The sequence below is a fragment of the Pseudomonas reactans genome (assembly GCF_013385825.1).
Classification (GTDB): Bacteria; Pseudomonadota; Gammaproteobacteria; order Pseudomonadales; family Pseudomonadaceae; genus Aquipseudomonas; species Aquipseudomonas reactans.
Genome location: NZ_JACAPG010000008.1, coordinates 131,280 through 147,803, shown reverse-complemented (window position 1 = coordinate 147,803; position 16,524 = coordinate 131,280). Strand labels below are relative to the sequence as shown.

Annotated in this window: 14 protein-coding genes; 9 read left to right on the top strand and 5 right to left on the bottom strand. The window is 61.3% G+C overall.

Going from position 1 to position 16,524, the window contains the following annotated elements; translation table 11 throughout:
- Positions 1–45: 45 nt before the first annotated feature.
- Positions 46–1,038, top strand: a complete 993-nt coding sequence (locus HX868_RS08970; protein WP_177002610.1) for a hydrolase — start codon at positions 46–48, stop codon at positions 1,036–1,038.
- On the opposite strand, the gene HX868_RS08965 is transcribed toward HX868_RS08970, so the two are convergent.
- Both HX868_RS08965 and HX868_RS08960 read right to left on the bottom strand, forming a co-directional pair.
- Complete coding sequence (locus HX868_RS08965; RefSeq protein WP_177002609.1) at positions 1,025–1,879, bottom strand: sulfurtransferase; 855 nt, start codon at positions 1,877–1,879, stop codon at positions 1,025–1,027. The two genes, HX868_RS08970 and HX868_RS08965, sit on opposite strands and share 14 nt — an antisense overlap.
- Positions 1,880–1,913: 34 nt before the next feature.
- Positions 1,914–2,585 (bottom strand): TetR/AcrR family transcriptional regulator, encoded by a 672-nt coding sequence (locus tag HX868_RS08960; RefSeq protein ID WP_016976019.1) that lies wholly within the window; start codon positions 2,583–2,585, stop codon positions 1,914–1,916.
- A 144-nt stretch (positions 2,586–2,729) separates the two neighbouring features.
- Here HX868_RS08960 and HX868_RS08955 point away from each other — a divergent pair, with 144 nt between their 5' ends.
- The 5 genes from HX868_RS08955 to HX868_RS08935 all read left to right on the top strand — a co-directional run bounded on the left by HX868_RS08955 (position 2,730) and on the right by HX868_RS08935 (position 7,481).
- Complete coding sequence (locus HX868_RS08955) at positions 2,730–4,157, top strand: coniferyl aldehyde dehydrogenase (RefSeq protein WP_177002608.1); 1,428 nt, start codon at positions 2,730–2,732, stop codon at positions 4,155–4,157.
- 28 nt (positions 4,158–4,185) lie between these two features.
- Positions 4,186–4,731, top strand: a complete 546-nt coding sequence (locus HX868_RS08950; protein ID WP_123474919.1) for a twin-arginine translocation pathway signal protein — start codon at positions 4,186–4,188, stop codon at positions 4,729–4,731.
- Positions 4,732–4,769: 38 nt separating this feature from the next.
- Positions 4,770–6,365 (top strand): GMC family oxidoreductase, encoded by a 1,596-nt coding sequence (locus tag HX868_RS08945; protein WP_177002607.1) that lies wholly within the window; start codon positions 4,770–4,772, stop codon positions 6,363–6,365.
- 103 nt (positions 6,366–6,468) lie between these two features.
- Positions 6,469–6,948, top strand: a complete 480-nt coding sequence (coaD, locus tag HX868_RS08940) for a pantetheine-phosphate adenylyltransferase (RefSeq protein WP_003176711.1) — start codon at positions 6,469–6,471, stop codon at positions 6,946–6,948.
- A gap of 281 nt (positions 6,949–7,229) precedes the next feature.
- Positions 7,230–7,481, top strand: coding sequence for a YfhL family 4Fe-4S dicluster ferredoxin (locus HX868_RS08935; protein WP_016976015.1), 252 nt, complete (start codon positions 7,230–7,232; stop codon positions 7,479–7,481).
- On the opposite strand, the gene mutM is transcribed toward HX868_RS08935, so the two are convergent.
- Entirely contained in the window at positions 7,478–8,290 is an 813-nt protein-coding gene (mutM, locus tag HX868_RS08930; RefSeq protein WP_016976014.1) for a bifunctional DNA-formamidopyrimidine glycosylase/DNA-(apurinic or apyrimidinic site) lyase, read from the bottom strand. The genes HX868_RS08935 and mutM overlap by 4 nt on opposite strands.
- A 21-nt stretch (positions 8,291–8,311) precedes the next feature.
- Positions 8,312–9,124 (bottom strand): HDOD domain-containing protein, encoded by an 813-nt coding sequence (locus HX868_RS08925; protein ID WP_177002757.1) that lies wholly within the window; start codon positions 9,122–9,124, stop codon positions 8,312–8,314.
- 310 nt (positions 9,125–9,434) lie between these two features.
- Between HX868_RS08925 and HX868_RS08920 the strand changes: the two genes are divergently transcribed.
- From HX868_RS08920 to ilvD, 3 genes are all read left to right on the top strand, one after another.
- On the top strand, positions 9,435–10,631 hold the full coding sequence (locus HX868_RS08920) for a class I SAM-dependent rRNA methyltransferase (RefSeq protein ID WP_177002606.1): 1,197 nt from the start codon (positions 9,435–9,437) through the stop codon (positions 10,629–10,631).
- Between the two features lie 125 nt (positions 10,632–10,756).
- Complete coding sequence (locus tag HX868_RS08915; protein ID WP_177002605.1) at positions 10,757–11,947, top strand: MFS transporter; 1,191 nt, start codon at positions 10,757–10,759, stop codon at positions 11,945–11,947.
- Positions 11,948–12,174: 227 nt separating this feature from the next.
- Positions 12,175–14,016, top strand: a complete 1,842-nt coding sequence (gene ilvD, locus HX868_RS08910; RefSeq protein ID WP_016976011.1) for a dihydroxy-acid dehydratase — start codon at positions 12,175–12,177, stop codon at positions 14,014–14,016.
- A gap of 55 nt (positions 14,017–14,071) precedes the next feature.
- Here the strand turns inward: ilvD and HX868_RS08905 are convergent, their stop codons facing one another.
- Complete coding sequence (locus HX868_RS08905) at positions 14,072–16,519, bottom strand: TonB-dependent siderophore receptor (RefSeq protein WP_177002604.1); 2,448 nt, start codon at positions 16,517–16,519, stop codon at positions 14,072–14,074.
- Positions 16,520–16,524: the final 5 nt, after the last annotated feature.

Below are 16,524 nucleotides of genomic sequence, written 5' to 3'. Positions count from 1 at the left end.
CTCCTACAGGGGGTTTGGGCAGCCCCGTCCGGCATAGAGCATTTCATGACGCCTTCTTCCGATCTGTTCACCCCCGCCTTCGGCCTCGGCAACCCCCACCTGCAAACACTGTGGGGGCCGTTGTGGCGTTCCACCACCCACATCGACCGCCAACGCGAACGCCTGTGGCTGGACGACGGCGACTTCCTCGACCTCGACTGGCACGGCCCCCATGACGCGCAAGCGCCGTTGGTGCTGGTGCTGCACGGGCTGACCGGTTCATCCAACTCGCCCTACGTGGCCGGCCTGCAAAAAGCCCTGGCTGCGCAAGGCTGGGCCAGCGTCGCGCTGAATTGGCGTGGTTGCTCGGGGGAACCGAACTTGTTGGCGCGCAGCTATCACTCGGGTGCCAGCGAAGACCTGGCGGCGGCGATTACCCATCTGCGCGCCAAGCGCCCGTTGGCGCCGCTGTATGCAGTGGGTTATTCGCTGGGCGGCAATGTGCTGCTCAAGCATTTGGGTGAAACCGGCGCGGCATCGGGACTGCAAGGCGCTGCGGCGGTGTCGGTGCCGTTTCGCCTGGACCAATGTGCGGACCGCATCGGCCTGGGCTTCTCGCGGGTTTATCAGAAGCACTTCATGCGTGAAATGCTGGCGTATATCCGCGTCAAACAGAGCCGTTTTCTACAGGATGGCCGGGCAGACGGGCTCAAAACCCTGGAAGCCTTGGGCTCACTGGAGAAGATGCGTACGTTCTGGGATTTCGATGGCCGGGTGACTGCGCCGCTCCACGGGTTTCTGAGTGCCGAGGACTATTACCGCCGCGCGTCGAGCCGTTATTACCTGGGCGATATCCGCACGCCCACCCTGATCATCCAGGCTGCCGATGACCCGTTTGTGTTCGCCCACAGCCTGCCTGAGGCGAGCGAATTGTCGGCATGCACGGAGTTTGAGCTGCTGGCCAAGGGTGGGCATGTGGGGTTTGTCGACGGCACACTCAAGCGCCCCGGGTATTACCTGGAGCGCCGTATTCCTGACTGGCTGCTCAGTCGCCGGTAGCGATTGCCCGCGCTGGATCGGTAATCCACTCGCTCCACGACCCCGCATACAACTTGCCCAACGGATAACCCGCCAGGCTCAGGGCGAAAAGATTGTGGCAGGCCGTCACGCCGGAACCGCAATACGCCACCAACTCATCCGGCGAGCGGCCTTGCAACTGGGCGGCGAAGCGCTGCTTGAGCTGTTCAACCGGCAAGAAGCGGCCGTCCGCGCCCAGGTTTTCGTTGAAGGCCGCACATTGCGCGCCTGGGATGTGCCCGGCGATCGGGTCAATCGGCTCCACTTCGCCGCGAAAACGTGGTTGAGCACGGGCGTCGATCAGCGTCAGTCCCGGCTGGCCCAGGCGTTTTTGCAGGTGTTCGGCGTCCAGCAACAAGCGGTTGTCCGGCGTACCGGCGAACGTCCCAGGCTCCACCAGCGGCGCGTCCAGGCTCAGCGGGAAACCTGCGGCATGCCAGGCCTTGAGGCCGCCATCCAGGATAAACACGCCGTCGCGCTTGCCCAGCCAGGCCAGCAGCCACCAGGCGCGGGCGGCATAGGCACCGGGGCCGTCGTCATACAGCACGATATCGGTATCTGCGCTGATGCCCCAGGCCCGCAATTGCTGAACCAAAGTGTCCGCCGCCGGCAATGGGTGACGGCCGGTGACGCCTTTGGTCACCGGGCCACTGAGGTGTCGCTCCAGGTCGGCGTATTGCGCGCCTTCGATATGCCCTTCGGTATAGCTGCAACGCCCGTAGTCCGGGTCTTCCAAGGCAAAACGGCAATCCAGGATCACCACCCCGCCGGCCTTCTGGCGCTCGGCCAGTTGCTGGGGGCTGATCAGTTGGGCAAGCGGCATGACGGACTCCTAGTGAACAGATTCGGGAAAGGTCCTACTTCACTTCTTCCAATGCCTGATTCAACGGCACGTAAAATTCCTTGAACAAGGCATCTACCGCCTCTTTGGCCTGGGGCGTGACAAACCCCGCCTCCAGCACCAGCACCTGATACACCCCGCGCTTGATGGCCTCGGCGCTCAAATGGGCAGAGTTTTCATTGGTGGTGCACAGGAAACGCACCCACGAGGTGAGGATGATCCAGGCGTTGAGGGTCAGGGCTTCGGTTTGCACCGGGTCCATATTGAGGATGCCGGCGTCGACAAACCCTTGGTAAATAGCCCCGCCCTGGGTCAGGCAACGCTGGGAAAAGCGCCGATAGCCGGTGGCCAGTTCCGGATCGCTTTCCAGCAGGTGTTCGAGGTCGCGGTGCAGGAAACGGTAGCGCCACATGCCGGCCAGCACGGCCTGCAGGTAGAAACGCTTGTCTTCGACAGTAACGGCGCGGCCTTGGGGCGGGCGCAGGAAACTGTCCACCAGCGCTTCATATTCGCGAAACAGCACGGCGATGATCGCCTGCTTGTTGGGGAAGTGGTAGTACAGGTTGCCCGGCGAAATTTCCATATGGGCGGCGATGTGGTTGGTGCTCACACTGCGCTCGCCCTGCTGGTTAAAAAGCTCCAGGCTGGTTTGCACAATGCGCTCGCTGGTCTTTACTCTTGGTGCCATAGGGGATCAGCTTCTGTACACGTGATGGGGCATCTTACGGCCTAATCTTGCAGGGATAAATCCGCATCTGCGTAATGATATTTGACAATTTAGAGCAATGACTCTAAAAATCCAGGCAGACCTATAACAATCGGGAACGCCGCCATGTCTGCCAACGTTGCCTATCTGCAAGATTCCCAGGTGCTGGATCAGCTCCAGAGCCTGTTCGACGCCCAGCGCCGTGCCTACGCCGCCAACCCGCTGCCACCGGCCGCACAGCGCCAGCAATGGCTCAAGGCCCTGCGTGACCTGCTCAGCGATGAGCGCCAGGCGCTGATCAACGCGATCAGCCAGGACTTCAGTCATCGCAGCGCCGATGAAACCCTGTTCGCCGAACTGATGCCCAGCCTGCATGGCATTCATTACGCCAGCAAACACCTCAAAGGCTGGATGAAACCTTCCCGCCGTGCCGTAGGCATTGCCTTCCAGCCCGCGTCAGCCAAAGTCATTTATCAACCCTTGGGCGTGGTCGGCGTGATCGTGCCCTGGAATTACCCGCTGTACCTGGCCATCGGCCCACTGGTCGGCGCGTTGGCGGCGGGCAATCGGGTGATGCTCAAGCTCAGCGAGTCCACCCCCGCCACCGGCGAGTTGCTCAAGGCACTGCTGGCGAAGATCTTCCCCGAGGACCTGGTGTGCGTGGTGCTGGGTGAGGCCGAAGTGGGCATGGCGTTCTCCAAGCTGCCGTTCGATCACCTGCTGTTTACCGGCGCCACCAGCATTGGCAAGCATGTGATGCGTGCAGCCGCCGAACACCTCACGCCGGTCACCCTGGAATTGGGTGGCAAGTCGCCCGCCATCGTGTCCGCCGATGTACCGCTCAAGGACGCCGCCGAACGCATCGCCTTCGGCAAAGCGCTGAACGCGGGGCAAACCTGCGTGGCCCCAGACTACGTGTTGGTGCCGGAAGATCGCGTCGAGGGTTTCGTGGAGGCTTACACCCAGGCCGTTCGCGGGTTCTATCCGACCCTGGTCGACAACCCGGACTACACGGCGATCATCAACGAACGACAACTGGCCCGGCTCAATGCCTACGTCAAGGACGCCACCGACAAAGGCGCCACGTTGATTCCGCTGTACGACCAAGGCCAGGCGCGGCGCATGGCCCATAGCCTGTTGCTGAATGTCAGCGACGACATGACGGTGATGCAGGACGAAATTTTCGGCCCGGTGTTGCCGATCGTGCCCTATCGCGGCATCGAACAAGCCTTTGCCTACATCAACCAACGCCCTCGCCCACTGGCCCTGTATTACTTCGGCTACAACAAGGGCGAGCAGGATCGTGTGCTCCACGAAACCCATTCCGGCGGGGTGTGCCTGAACGACACCCTGCTGCATGTGGCCCAGGACGACATGCCGTTCGGCGGCATCGGCCCGTCGGGCATGGGCCATTACCACGGCCACGAAGGCTTCCTCACCTTCAGCAAAGCCAAAGGCGTGCTGGTGAAACAGCGCCTGAACGCGGCGAAGTTGATCTATCCGCCTTACGGCAAATCGATCCAGAAGTTGATCCAGAAGCTGTTCGTCCGCTGAAACCGCCACCCACGGGATAACAATAACAATGAACCCTAGCCTGACTGAAACACCCGCGCTGTCGCGGCGCGGCGTCCTGAAAATCGGCCTGTGTGCCAGCGCCTTCCTGGCTACCGCCGGGCTGGGTGCCAGTCTCAGCGGTTGCTCCAGTAGCACGCCGGCCAGCGGTTTCGTGATGTTGCGTAGCAGTGATCTGCCGTTCCTGCGCGCCGTGATCCCGGTGTTACTGGAAGGTGTGGCCAGTGCTCAGGCAGTTGCCAGCGGTGTTGAAGACACCCTCAAGAAACTCGACTTCAGCCTGCAACGCCTGTCGCCGGAGATGTTCAAACTCACCCAGCAACTGTTCGACGTGCTGGGCATGGCCATCACCCGTGGCCCGCTGACCGGGATCTGGGGCAGTTGGGAAAACGCCAGCGGCGAGCAAATCCGCAACTTTCTGCACCGCTGGGAAAACAGCTACCTCAACCTGCTACGCATGGGCCAGGGCTCGCTGCTCAAGCTGGTGATCATGGCCTGGTACTTCCAGCCGGCGTCCTGGGCCCATTGCGGTTACCCCGGCCCGCCGAAAATTTGAATCGCCTCCCCCCACAATAAAAACTAGAGACGACCCTGATGCCCGTACCCGATCCCTTCCGCGACGGCATGGCCCGTGGCTGGAAAACCCACAATGGCTCCGCCCTCGACAACGACCTGACGCTGGAAGCCGATGTGGCGATCATCGGCAGCGGTGCCGGTGGCGGCACCACCGCCGAAATCCTCAGCGCCGCCGGCTACAAGGTGCTGCTGATCGAAGAAGGCCCGCTCAAGACCAGCAGCGACTTCAAGCTGTTGGAAGACGAGGCCTACACCAGCCTGTATCAGGAGGGCATCGGCCGCATGAGCAAGGATGGCGCGATCACCATCCTGCAGGGCCGTGCAGTGGGCGGCACGACGCTGATCAACTGGACGTCGAGCTTCCGCACGCCGGACGCCACCCTCAGCCACTGGGCCAGCGAATACGCGGTGAAGGGCCACAGCAGCGCCGAAATGGCACCGTGGTTTGAAAAAATGGAGCAACGCCTGGGTATCGCGCCCTGGGCCCTGCCGCCCAACCCCAACAACGACGTGATCCGCAAAGGCTGCGAGAAGCTCGGCTACAGCTGGCACGTGATCCCGCGCAATGTGCGCGGCTGCTTCAACCTGGGGTATTGCGGCATGGGTTGCCCGGTCAATGCCAAGCAGTCGATGTTGGTGACCACGATTCCGTCCACCCTGGAAAAGGGCGGCGAACTGCTCTACCTGGCCCGCGCCGAACGCCTCATCTACAGCGGCGACACAATAAGCAGCCTGGAATGCGTGGCCATGGATAACCTGTGCGTGACGCCGACTGGCCGCAAAATCACCGTGAAGGCCAAGCACTATGTGCTCTCCGGCGGCGGCATCAACAGCCCGGCGCTGCTGATGCGCTCGGATGCGCCCGACCCGCACAAGCGCCTCGGCAAACGCACCTTCCTGCACCTGGTGAATTTTTCCGCCGGGTTGTTCGACGAGGTGATCAACCCGTTCTACGGCGCGCCGCAGTCAATCTATTCCGACCATTTCCAGTGGCAGGATGGCACCACTGGCAAAATGTCTTACAAGCTGGAGGCACCGCCCTTACATCCTGCGCTAGCCAGTACGTTGCTCGGTGGTTATGGCACCCAGAACGCCCTGGACATGAGCCAATTGCCCAATACCCACGCGATGCTGGCGCTGCTGCGCGATGGTTTCCACCCCGACAGCCCCGGCGGCGGCGTGGAGTTGCGCGGTGATGGTACGCCGGTGCTCGACTATCAAGTGTCGGACTACGCCTGGGATGGCTTGCGCCGCGCGTTCCACAGCATGGCCGAGATCCAGTTCGCCGCGGGCGCCAAGTCGGTCAAGCCGCTGCATCACGATGCGCGCTACGTGAAAACACTGGGCGAAGCCCGAACGATGATCGAGGAGCTCAACCTGGAATTGCACCGCACCTGCCTGGGCAGTGCCCATGTGATGGGCGGTTGTGCCATGGGTGAGGATCCGAAAAATGCAGTGGCCGACAGCCTCGGTCGCCACCACCAATTGCGCAACCTGTCGATCCACGACGGGTCTTTATTCCCCACCAGCATTGGGGCCAACCCACAATTATCGGTGTACGGTTTAACCGCCCAACTGGCGACAGCTTTGGCCGAACGTCTGAAAACGGCATGAAAAAACGCGCGATTAGCGATATGTATCTACATAAGTCGACTTGGCCGACCGGGATGGCTGCGATACCATCCGGTTCCCCAACGGACTCCGCCAGGACGACGCGATGAACCGAGTGTTGTACCCAGGAACCTTCGACCCGATTACCAAAGGCCATGGCGATCTGGTCGAACGTGCCTCACGCTTGTTCGACCATGTGATCATCGCGGTCGCAGCCAGCCCCAAGAAAAACCCGCTGTTTCCCCTGGAACAGCGCGTGGAGCTGGCGCGTGAGGTCACCAAGCACCTGCCCAATGTGGAAGTGGTGGGCTTTTCCACGCTGCTGGCGCATTTCGCCAAAGAACAGAACGCCAATGTGTTCCTGCGCGGCCTGCGTGCGGTGTCGGACTTCGAATACGAATTCCAGTTGGCCAACATGAACCGCCAACTGGCGCCGGACGTGGAAAGCCTGTTCCTCACGCCGTCGGAACGTTATTCGTTCATTTCCTCGACGTTGGTCCGTGAAATCGCCGCTTTGGGCGGGGATATCACCAAGTTCGTGCATCCGGCTGTAGCAGATGCGCTGACGCTGCGCTTCAAGAAGTAATTTTGCTGAAGGGCTTTCTGTGGCGAGCGGGCTTGCCCCGCGTTGGGCTGCGAGCAGCCCCAAAACCCGGCGATGAGGTTTCTGCCTGAAACTACGTGGTGCCTTTACTGGGGCCGCTTCGCAGCCCAACGCGGGGCAAGCCCGCTCGCCACAAGTCACCTGCGACGGATAAATGGCGGCTGGCCATAGGTCATGTGCGCTCGCACTGCGGGCGCCAATGCGGCACAATTGCGCGCATTAGTTTTCAGATGCCTTGGCTGACAGCCCTGGCAGGAGTTTCCATGTCCCTGATCATCACCGACGATTGCATCAACTGCGACGTCTGCGAACCCGAGTGCCCGAACGCCGCGATTTCCCAGGGCGAAGAGATCTACGTGATCGACCCCAACCTGTGCACCCAGTGCGTCGGCCACTACGACGAGCCTCAGTGCCAGCAAGTATGCCCGGTGGATTGCATCCCGCTGGATGAAGCCCATCCGGAGACGCAAGAGCAGTTGATGGCCAAGTACCGGTTGATTACCGGTAAAGCCTAAGACTGGCACTTGGGGCAAAACACGCTCGCGCGCTGCCCCAGCACCACATTGCGCAATTCGCTCCCGCAGACCTTGCACGCCTCGCCGCCCCGGCCATAGACGAACAGTTCCTGCTGGAAATACCCCGGTTGCCCGTCGCCGCCGATAAAGTCGCGTAGCGTGGTGCCGCCGCGCTCGATGGCAGCCGCCAGCACGCGTTTGATCTCGATCGCCAGCTTCAAGTAACGCGCCCGCGAAATGCCGCCCGCCTCGCGACGCGGGTCGATCCCCGCCGCAAACAGCGCTTCCGTCGCGTAGATATTGCCCACGCCCACCACCACCGCGTTGTCCATTATGAACGGCTTCACCGCCATCGAACGGCCACGGGACAACTGGAACAAGCGCTCGCCATCAAACAGATCCGTCAGCGGCTCGGGCCCCAGGCGGATCAGCAGTTCATGGTTGTGCGGGTCCTGGCTCCACAGCATCGCGCCGAAACGCCGAGGGTCGGTATAACGCAGGGCCAGGCCCGACTCCAACTCGATATCCACATGCTCATGCTTGGCCGCCGGCATGCCGACTTCCACCAGCCGCAGGTTGCCCGACATGCCCAAGTGGCTGATCAAGGTGCCCACTTCGGCATTGATCAACAGGTACTTGGCCCGTCGTTCCACCAGTACGATGCGCTGCCCGGACAGGCGCACATCGAGATCTTCCGGGATCGGCCAGCGCAGGCGCCGCTCACGCACCACCACGCGGCTGACCCGCTGGCCTTCCAGATGTGGCGCGATGCCGCGCCGGGTGGTTTCGACTTCGGGTAACTCGGGCATGTGTACCTCTTGAAGAAAGGGTCAGTGGGCGCCCAGCTCGCGGATCGACAACTTCATGCTTTCGAAGTCGTAGTCCGACAGGCCCACGTAGTCCAGCACCAGATGGCCGATGGCATTCCACTCATGGTCCACCGCCTGGTTGCCCAGCACACGATAGGACGAGCAGATGTGCTCGGCCATCTTCAGGATCGCCAGCAGGTTTTTCAGCTGCGAATTGCGCGACGACTCATCGCTGAACACCGCCAGGGCGTTGTGGTGGTTGGCGATGGCGTCGGTCACATGTTCCGGCAGGCGCCAGGATTTGGCGGTGTAGTAACCGACCACGGCATGGTTGGTGTTGAACGCGTTGTTCTCGGTGTCGACCACGCGGCAGTCGGGGCCGGCATTGGCATAAGCCTGCTCCAGCACCGACATGTAGTTGGGGAAACGCTTTAGCATCAGCGGCACGCCGCAATCGTGGAACAGGCCCAGGGCGTAGGCTTCGTCCACCGCTTGGGCGCCGGTACGCTTGGCCAGGGTCAGGCAGGTCATCGCCACATCCTGGGCGGTATCCCAGAAGCGGTTGAGGGTGACGATGGTGTCGTCGCTCATTTCGCCCTTGATCGACAGCGCGTTGATCAGGTTGATGATCGAACGGCTGCCCAGCAGGTTCACCGCACGCTGGATCGAGGCGATCTTGTTGCTCAGGCCGAAGTACGACGAGTTGACGATCTTCAGCAATGCGCCGGACAGGCCTGGGTCCTGGGCGATCAGCCGGGCGATCACTTCCAGGTCCGGGTCGGGCATGTACTGCTCCATCTGCAAATCCACCATGATTTGCGGTTGGGGCGGCACGCTGATGCCTTGCAGGGCCTGCTGGATCTGTTCGGAGGAAAGCTCTTGGGACATAAGTACACACTCTGGGCTAGGCGGGGATTCTAACCCTGATGAGAACCTGATCGACACCTCAAATACTGGATTGAAACCCGATTACCTGTAGGAGCTGGCTTGCCAGCGATAGCATCACCTCGGTATCACTGAAACACCGCGCCACCTGCATCGCCGGCAAGCCGGCTCCTACAAAAGCCAGCCTCCGCACATCTGGCGGCGCCGCCAATTCCTACACAACACGGTATACTCCCGCTCTTTTTTCCGGAGCGACGTCATGTCCCTGCCAAGCCTGCGTCTCAAAGCCAACGCCGATCGTCGTTTGCGCAACGGCCACCTGTGGGTCTACAGCAACGAAATCGACGTGGCCGCCACCCCACTCCACGGCTTCCAGGCAGGCGACCAGGCTATCCTGGAAGCGGCCGGCGGCAAGACCCTGGGCATCGTGGCCATGAGCCCGAACAACCTGATTTGCGCCCGCCTGCTGTCGCGCGACATCAAGTTGCCGCTGGACAAGTCGCTGCTGGTGCACCGCCTGAACGTCGCCCTGTCCCTGCGTGATCGCCTGTTCGACAAGCCGTTCTACCGCCTGGTCTACGGTGATTCCGACCTGTTGCCAGGCCTGGTGGTCGACCGTTTCGGCGACATCCTGGTGGTGCAGATCGCCTCGGCGACCATGGAAGCGCATAAAGAAGACGTGATTGCTGCACTGACCCAAGTGCTCAAGCCAAGCGGCATCCTGTTCAAGAACGACTCCGCCGCGCGCGACGCCGAAGGCCTCAACCGCTACGTCGAAACCGTGTTCGGCCTGGTGCCGGAGTGGGTTTCGCTGGAAGAAAACGGCGTGAAATTCGAAGCCCCGGTGATCCAGGGCCAGAAAACCGGCTGGTTCTACGACCACCGCATGAACCGCGCACGCCTGGCCCCGTATGCCAAAGGCAAGCGCGTGCTCGACCTGTACAGCTACATCGGCGGCTGGGGCGTGCAAGCTGCGGCCTTCGGCGCCAGTGAAGTGTTCTGCGTCGACGCCTCCGCCTTCGCCCTCGACGGCGTGGAGCGCAATGCCGCACTGAACGGCTTTGCCGAGAAAATGACCTGCATCGAAGGCGACGTGTTTGAAGCCTTGAAAGAACTGAAAGCCAGCGAAGAGCGCTTCGACGTGATCGTCGCCGACCCACCGGCCTTCATCAAGCGCAAGAAAGACATTAAAAACGGCGAAGGCGCCTATCGCCGCCTGAACGAACAGGCCATGCGTCTGCTCAGCAAGGACGGCATCCTGGTCAGCGCGTCGTGCTCCATGCACTTGCCGGAAGATGACCTGCAGAACATCCTGCTGACCAGCGCACGTCATTTGGATCGCAATATCCAGATGCTGGAGCGTGGCGGTCAGGGTCCGGATCATCCGGTGCACCCGGCGATTGCCGAGACCCGTTACATCAAAAGCATTACTTGCCGGTTGCTGCCAAACAGCTGATGCCGTTGGCCTGTAGGCGCTTTAGGGCTCCTACAGGCTTTTAAGAAGCTTCGTACCTCTCCAGTCTTTGACTTTCCCTTACATAAACTTGATCCTCGACCGCCTCACGGAATCGAGGCTCGCCCATGTCAACGGAAATCACACACGCTGAAAAACCCTTCATTGTTTTCTGGCTGATGACCATGACGCTGTTGAGCGTCTTCCCGCTTGACGTCGTGCTGCCTTCCTTTCCCGCCCTGGCGGAACACTTCTCCACCTCAACCACCCAGATCGCCCGCTCAGTCAGTCTGTTCGCCATTGGCTTTTCCTGCTCCATGCTATTGATCGGCCCACTGTCCGACAGGATCGGCCGCAAGAAGCTGCTGCTGGCAAGCATGGCCGTTGCAATCATGGGCGCGGCCGGGTGTCTGACGGCTACAAACACGCCTCAATTCCTGTTCTTTCGCGTCATTCAAGCCATAGGCTGTGGTGGTTTCATACTGTCCCAAGCGCTGGTGCAAGACCTTTTCTTCGGCAGAGAACAGGAGCGGCTGCGGATCGCAATGGTCACGGCCGGGGGCATCTTCATTTCGATTTCCCCGCTGATGGGCGCCTGGTTGCAACTGCACGGAGGATGGCAAGCCAGCTTCTATGTGTTTATAGCGCTTTGTGCAGTCACCTTGATCATGGCCCATCGACTGCTCCACGGCCGTGTGCCTCAAGCGGCACCAAGCCACCAGAGCTTGTTCAAGGCCTACGCCAAGGTCTTCGCCAACCGCCACTTCGCCAGCTATGCCACGATCTCCGCGATTACCTTCTCCTGCCACTTCTCGTTCATCGTGGTGTCACCGCTGATTTTCATGGACCAGCTGCAGCTGTCGCCCCATGAATATTCCTTGACCCTGCTTCTCTACGGCGCCGCTTACGTATTGGGTGGCGTCAGTGCAGGCTTCCTGCACAAACGGCTCCCAGCTGCGACCCAGATGGCCATCGGGCTGGTGCTGATCGCAATCTCGGGCGTGGTCATGCTGTTCCTGGCCTATCAGTTCGGCCTATCAACACTGACCGTGCTGATGCCCATGCTGCTCTGCACCGCAGGCACCACCATCACCCGACCTATTTCCAACTCCAAGGCCATGAGCTTGTTTCCAGACAACGCTGGTACGGCGGCTTCAGCCGTTGCTGCGGAGTTATTCATTGCCGGTGGTCTTATCAGTGCCTTCATCAGCACCTTTGCCCACCACCTGAGCACGGCGCTGGGTCTGTGCTTTCTGATCCTGAGCATCATCGCCTTGGTCTTGAACACATGGGCGCGGCGCCACCCGCACGTCCCGTAGCGGTTATCTTCACGGTTTCGGCCATTCCCTCCAGCCGCCAGCGGTGTAGAATCGGCCCTATTCATCGCCAGTCATCCCCCGGCGGGTTTATGAGCTCGAGGCCAAAGCAAGCGGCGATCCCGCGACGCGAGTGGCAACTTCCGGACACACGGCCATTTTTCGGGTGTTCCTGACGTCAATTAGAAGCTCACTCCCTTTTGATACCGATTAGCCGCCCGGAGTGCTCCATGCCAGATTACCGCTCGAAAACATCCACCCACGGCCGCAACATGGCCGGCGCGCGCGCACTGTGGCGTGCCACGGGGATGAAAGATGACGACTTCAAGAAGCCGATCATCGCGATTGCCAACTCGTTCACCCAATTCGTACCGGGCCACGTCCACCTCAAGGACCTGGGCCAACTGGTCGCCCGCGAGATCGAACGCGCTGGCGGTGTCGCCAAGGAATTCAACACCATTGCCGTGGATGACGGCATCGCCATGGGCCATGACGGCATGCTGTATTCCCTGCCGAGCCGCGAGATCATCGCCGACTCCGTGGAATACATGGTCAACGCCCACTGCGCCGACGCCATCGTCTGCATCTCCAACTGCGACAAGATCACCCCCGGTATGCTGATGGCGTCCCTGCGCCTGAACATCCCGGTGATCTTCGTTTCCGGCGGCCCGATGGAAGCCGGCAAGACCAAGCTCGCCTCCCACGGCCTCGACCTGGTGGACGCCATGGTCATCGCCGCCGATTCCAGCGCTTCTGACGAGAAGGTCGCGGAATACGAGCGCAGCGCTTGCCCAACCTGCGGTTCGTGCTCCGGCATGTTTACCGCCAACTCGATGAACTGCCTGGTGGAAGCCCTGGGCCTGGCCTTGCCGGGCAACGGTTCCACCCTCGCCACCCACAGCGACCGTGAACAACTGTTCCTGCAGGCCGGCCGCACCATCGTCGAGCTGTGCAAGCGCTACTACCACGACAACGATGAGTCGGTGTTGCCGCGCAACATCGCCAACTTCAAGGCGTTCGAAAACGCCATGACCCTGGATATCGCCATGGGCGGTTCCACCAACACCATCCTGCACTTGCTGGCCGCGGCCCAGGAAGCCGAGATCGATTTCGACCTGCGCGACATCGACCGCCTGTCCCGTCACGTGCCGCAGCTGTGCAAAGTCGCACCGAACATCCAGAAGTACCACATGGAAGACGTACACCGCGCCGGCGGGATCTTCTCGATCCTCGGCTCGCTGGCCCGTGGCGGCCTGTTGCACACCGACCTGCCGACCGTGCACAGCAAATCCATCGCCGAAGGCATCGCCAAGTGGGACATCACCCAGACGGACGACGAAGCCGTGCATACCTTCTTCAAGGCTGGCCCGGCCGGTATCCCGACGCAAACCGCGTTCAGCCAGTCGACCCGTTGGGACACCCTGGACGACGACCGTGAAAACGGCTGCATCCGCAGTGTCGAGCACGCCTACTCGCAAGAAGGCGGCCTTGCCGTGCTGTACGGCAACATCGCCCTCGACGGCTGCGTGGTGAAAACCGCCGGTGTGGATGAATCCATCCACGTCTTCGAAGGCCGCGCCAAGATCTACGAGAGCCAGGACAGCTCGGTTCGCGGCATCCTCGCCGACGAAGTGAAGGAAGGCGACATCGTGATCATCCGCTACGAAGGCCCGAAAGGCGGCCCGGGTATGCAGGAAATGCTGTACCCGACGTCCTACCTGAAATCCAAGGGCCTGGGCAAAGCCTGTGCCTTGCTGACCGACGGCCGTTTCTCTGGCGGTACGTCGGGCCTGTCCATCGGCCACGCTTCGCCAGAAGCCGCTGCCGGCGGCGCGATTGGCCTGGTGCAGGATGGCGACAAGGTACTGATCGACATTCCGAACCGCTCGATCAACCTGTTGATCAGCGATGAAGAGCTGGCCGCGCGCCGGGTTGAGCAGGACAAGAAAGGCTGGAAGCCGGTGGAAAAGCGTCCGCGCAAAGTGACTACCGCGCTGAAGGCTTACGCCCTGCTGGCCACCAGTGCCGACAAGGGTGCTGTGCGTAACAAGGCGATGCTTGACGGTCTGTAAGCTGCGCCCATAAAAATGCCCCGCCACGTGCGGGGCATTTTTATTCCGGTTGCACTCAGAACTGCGGCGTGTAGGTCATGGTGAACATCACATTGCGCGGGTCGCCATAGTAGTTGCTGCCCCAGTTCGCGTTGTAAGCCGGGATGTAGTACTTCTTGTCGAACATATTGTTCAGGTTCGCCGCGACGGTGAATTCCTGGTTGATCTTGTAGGCCACCCGCGAATCCCAGAGCGCATTGCCCGGCACGCTGAAGGTGCGATCGTAGGCGACGGTGCTGCTTTGCGCCGTCACGCCAGCGCCGACGCTGACCTTCTGCCAGTCCCCTGGCAATTGGTAATCGCCCCACATCTTGAGCAGGTGCTTGGGCGTCCAGGTGCTGAAGACCTTGCCTTCGTAGGTGTCGTCCTTGAGGAACTTGGTGGTGTTGTAGGTATAGCTGGAGACCAGTTGCAGACCCGGCAGCACTTCACCGCCCAATGTGGCTTCAAAGCCCTGGCTGCGGACCTTGCCCGACGCCACCGAGCAGTACCAACCATTGCAGTTCATCGGCCCTTGCAGGTCCTGGACTGCACGGTTTTCCTGGTCATAGCGGAAGATCGCAAACGAGGTGTTGAGGCGACCATCGGCCAGTTCACCCTTGATGCCCAGCTCGTAGTTCTTGCCCTCGATAGGCTTGAGCAGCGAGCCGGAGGTGGTCAGGTTGGTTTGCGGCTCGAACGCATCGGCGTAGCTGGCGTAGGCCGACCATTGATCGTTCAGGGCATAGACCAGGCCAGCATACGGGGTGACCTTGCCGGATGTTTGCGTGGTGCTATCCTCGGCGGCGCCGTATACGCCCTGGCGACCAGCCTGACCGATGTAGGAGTACTCGTACCAACTGGTGCGCGCGCCGAGGATCAGCGTCAGCGGGTCCAGCACCTTGACGCGCCAGGTGCCGTAGATGCCTTTCTGACGAATGTCATACCAGCTCTTCGAGGCGTTCCCGGCCTGAAACAACTGGTATTTGTCGCGCTGCACACGGTTGTGGTCGATGTTGAAAATATCCGCGCCATTCGTTGCCGCCCGCGCCCACTGGTCGTCGGTGGTGAGTTTGGAATAGTTGGCGCCAAGGACCATTTCCTGTTGGAGCCCGAGGCCGTCGAACTTGCCGTTGACATACACATCCGCGCCGCGGCTTTTGGTATTGAAGTCGGTCACCCAGTCGATGTAGCGCACATTGCCCGTGTCGCCGGGGTTGGGGACGGTATCCCACGTCGCCTGGTAGGTCGCGTCGTTGTGTTCGTCCATTGCCACCAGCGCAGCCTTCACTTTCCAGTCATCGTTGAAACGATGCTCCAGGTCGGCGAACACCTGAGTCTGGTTGTTGACGGCACGGTTCCAGCTGGCGCCGACAAAGGTCGAACGTGGCAGGCCGATATCGCTGCCATTGGCGTAGCGGGGCAACGACATGAAGTTGGGGCGTGAGTGGCCTTTCTGGTTGCTGATGCCCACGCCCACGGTAGTGTCTGGCGTGAAGTCGTAGTCGACGGCGCCATAGACGGTCTGGTTCCAGCCCCCCGCGTAGTCGACGAAGGAGTTGGTGGTGTCGTAATCCGCCACAAACCGGCCGCGCAGCGTGCCTTCGGGATTGAGCGGGCCACCGGCGTCCACTTGAGTGCCGTAATGGTCCCAGGAGCCGGCCTTGGCGGTGATGGTCACTGTCGGCGCCTGCTGGCCGCGCTTGCGCACCAGGTTCATGGTGCCGCCGGGGCTGTTGGCGCCTTGCAGCAAAGCGGCCGGGCCGCGCAGGGTTTCAACGCGGTCATAGATCGCCATGTTTTCCGTGAGGTAGCTGCCCAGCGTGTAGGTGTTACGCGGAATGCCCACGCCGTCATATTGCAGCGTGCCGACTTCGAAGCCACGGGAGAAGATGAACATACCGGGGCCGGGAGATTTGGTGGCAGTCAGGCCAGGCGTGCGCTTGACCACGTCGGACAGCTTGGTGGTGTTCTGGTCGTCCATCTGCTTGCGGGTCATAACGCTGACCGATTGCGGGATGTCCTTGAGTTTCTGCTCGCCCTTGCCCAGGGTCACAGCGCCCGTGGTGTAGGAGCCTGTACCTTCGGTGGTGGTGCCCAGGCGTTCGGCGCTGATGGTGGTGGCGCCGACTTCAAGGGCGCCGCCTGTGTCCACGCGCTTTTCCAGGGTGACAGTATCCGCGTTGATAAACGCTGCGCCCAACCCCGTGCCGCCCAGCAGTTGGCCCAAGGCTTCACGTTGCCCCAAGTTGCCCTTCACGCCCGGTGACACAACACCTTGAGTCAACTCCCCCGACACCAACACCTGCACCCGTGTCACCGCCGAAAATGCAGCTAGCGCTCCGTCCAGGCTCTGCCCTGGAATATCAAAACGGTAGGTCTGTGCCTGAGTGGTCTCAGCGGCCTGCAAGTACAGCGGCGCAGTGCCGCAGGCCAAGGAAATGGCCAGTGCCAGCAAGGGCCGTGCGGCGTATAGGTGTGCCATGGATG

Bases quoted from the DNA above. Each gene is read 5' to 3' on its own strand.
- ilvD (WP_016976011.1), top strand. From the start codon at position 12,175: ATGCCAGATTACCGCTCGAAAACATCCACCCACGGCCGCAACATGGCC.
- HX868_RS08905 (WP_177002604.1), bottom strand. From the start codon at position 16,519: ATGGCACACCTATACGCCGCACGGCCCTTGCTGGCACTGGCCATTTCC.
- HX868_RS08970 (WP_177002610.1), top strand. From the start codon at position 46: ATGACGCCTTCTTCCGATCTGTTCACCCCCGCCTTCGGCCTCGGCAAC.
- HX868_RS08920 (WP_177002606.1), top strand. From the start codon at position 9,435: ATGTCCCTGCCAAGCCTGCGTCTCAAAGCCAACGCCGATCGTCGTTTG.
- mutM (WP_016976014.1), bottom strand. From the start codon at position 8,290: ATGCCCGAGTTACCCGAAGTCGAAACCACCCGGCGCGGCATCGCGCCA.
- coaD (WP_003176711.1), top strand. From the start codon at position 6,469: ATGAACCGAGTGTTGTACCCAGGAACCTTCGACCCGATTACCAAAGGC.
- HX868_RS08945 (WP_177002607.1), top strand. From the start codon at position 4,770: ATGCCCGTACCCGATCCCTTCCGCGACGGCATGGCCCGTGGCTGGAAA.
- HX868_RS08935 (WP_016976015.1), top strand. From the start codon at position 7,230: ATGTCCCTGATCATCACCGACGATTGCATCAACTGCGACGTCTGCGAA.
- HX868_RS08960 (WP_016976019.1), bottom strand. From the start codon at position 2,585: ATGGCACCAAGAGTAAAGACCAGCGAGCGCATTGTGCAAACCAGCCTG.
- HX868_RS08950 (WP_123474919.1), top strand. From the start codon at position 4,186: ATGAACCCTAGCCTGACTGAAACACCCGCGCTGTCGCGGCGCGGCGTC.
- HX868_RS08965 (WP_177002609.1), bottom strand. From the start codon at position 1,879: ATGCCGCTTGCCCAACTGATCAGCCCCCAGCAACTGGCCGAGCGCCAG.
- HX868_RS08915 (WP_177002605.1), top strand. From the start codon at position 10,757: ATGTCAACGGAAATCACACACGCTGAAAAACCCTTCATTGTTTTCTGG.
- HX868_RS08955 (WP_177002608.1), top strand. From the start codon at position 2,730: ATGTCTGCCAACGTTGCCTATCTGCAAGATTCCCAGGTGCTGGATCAG.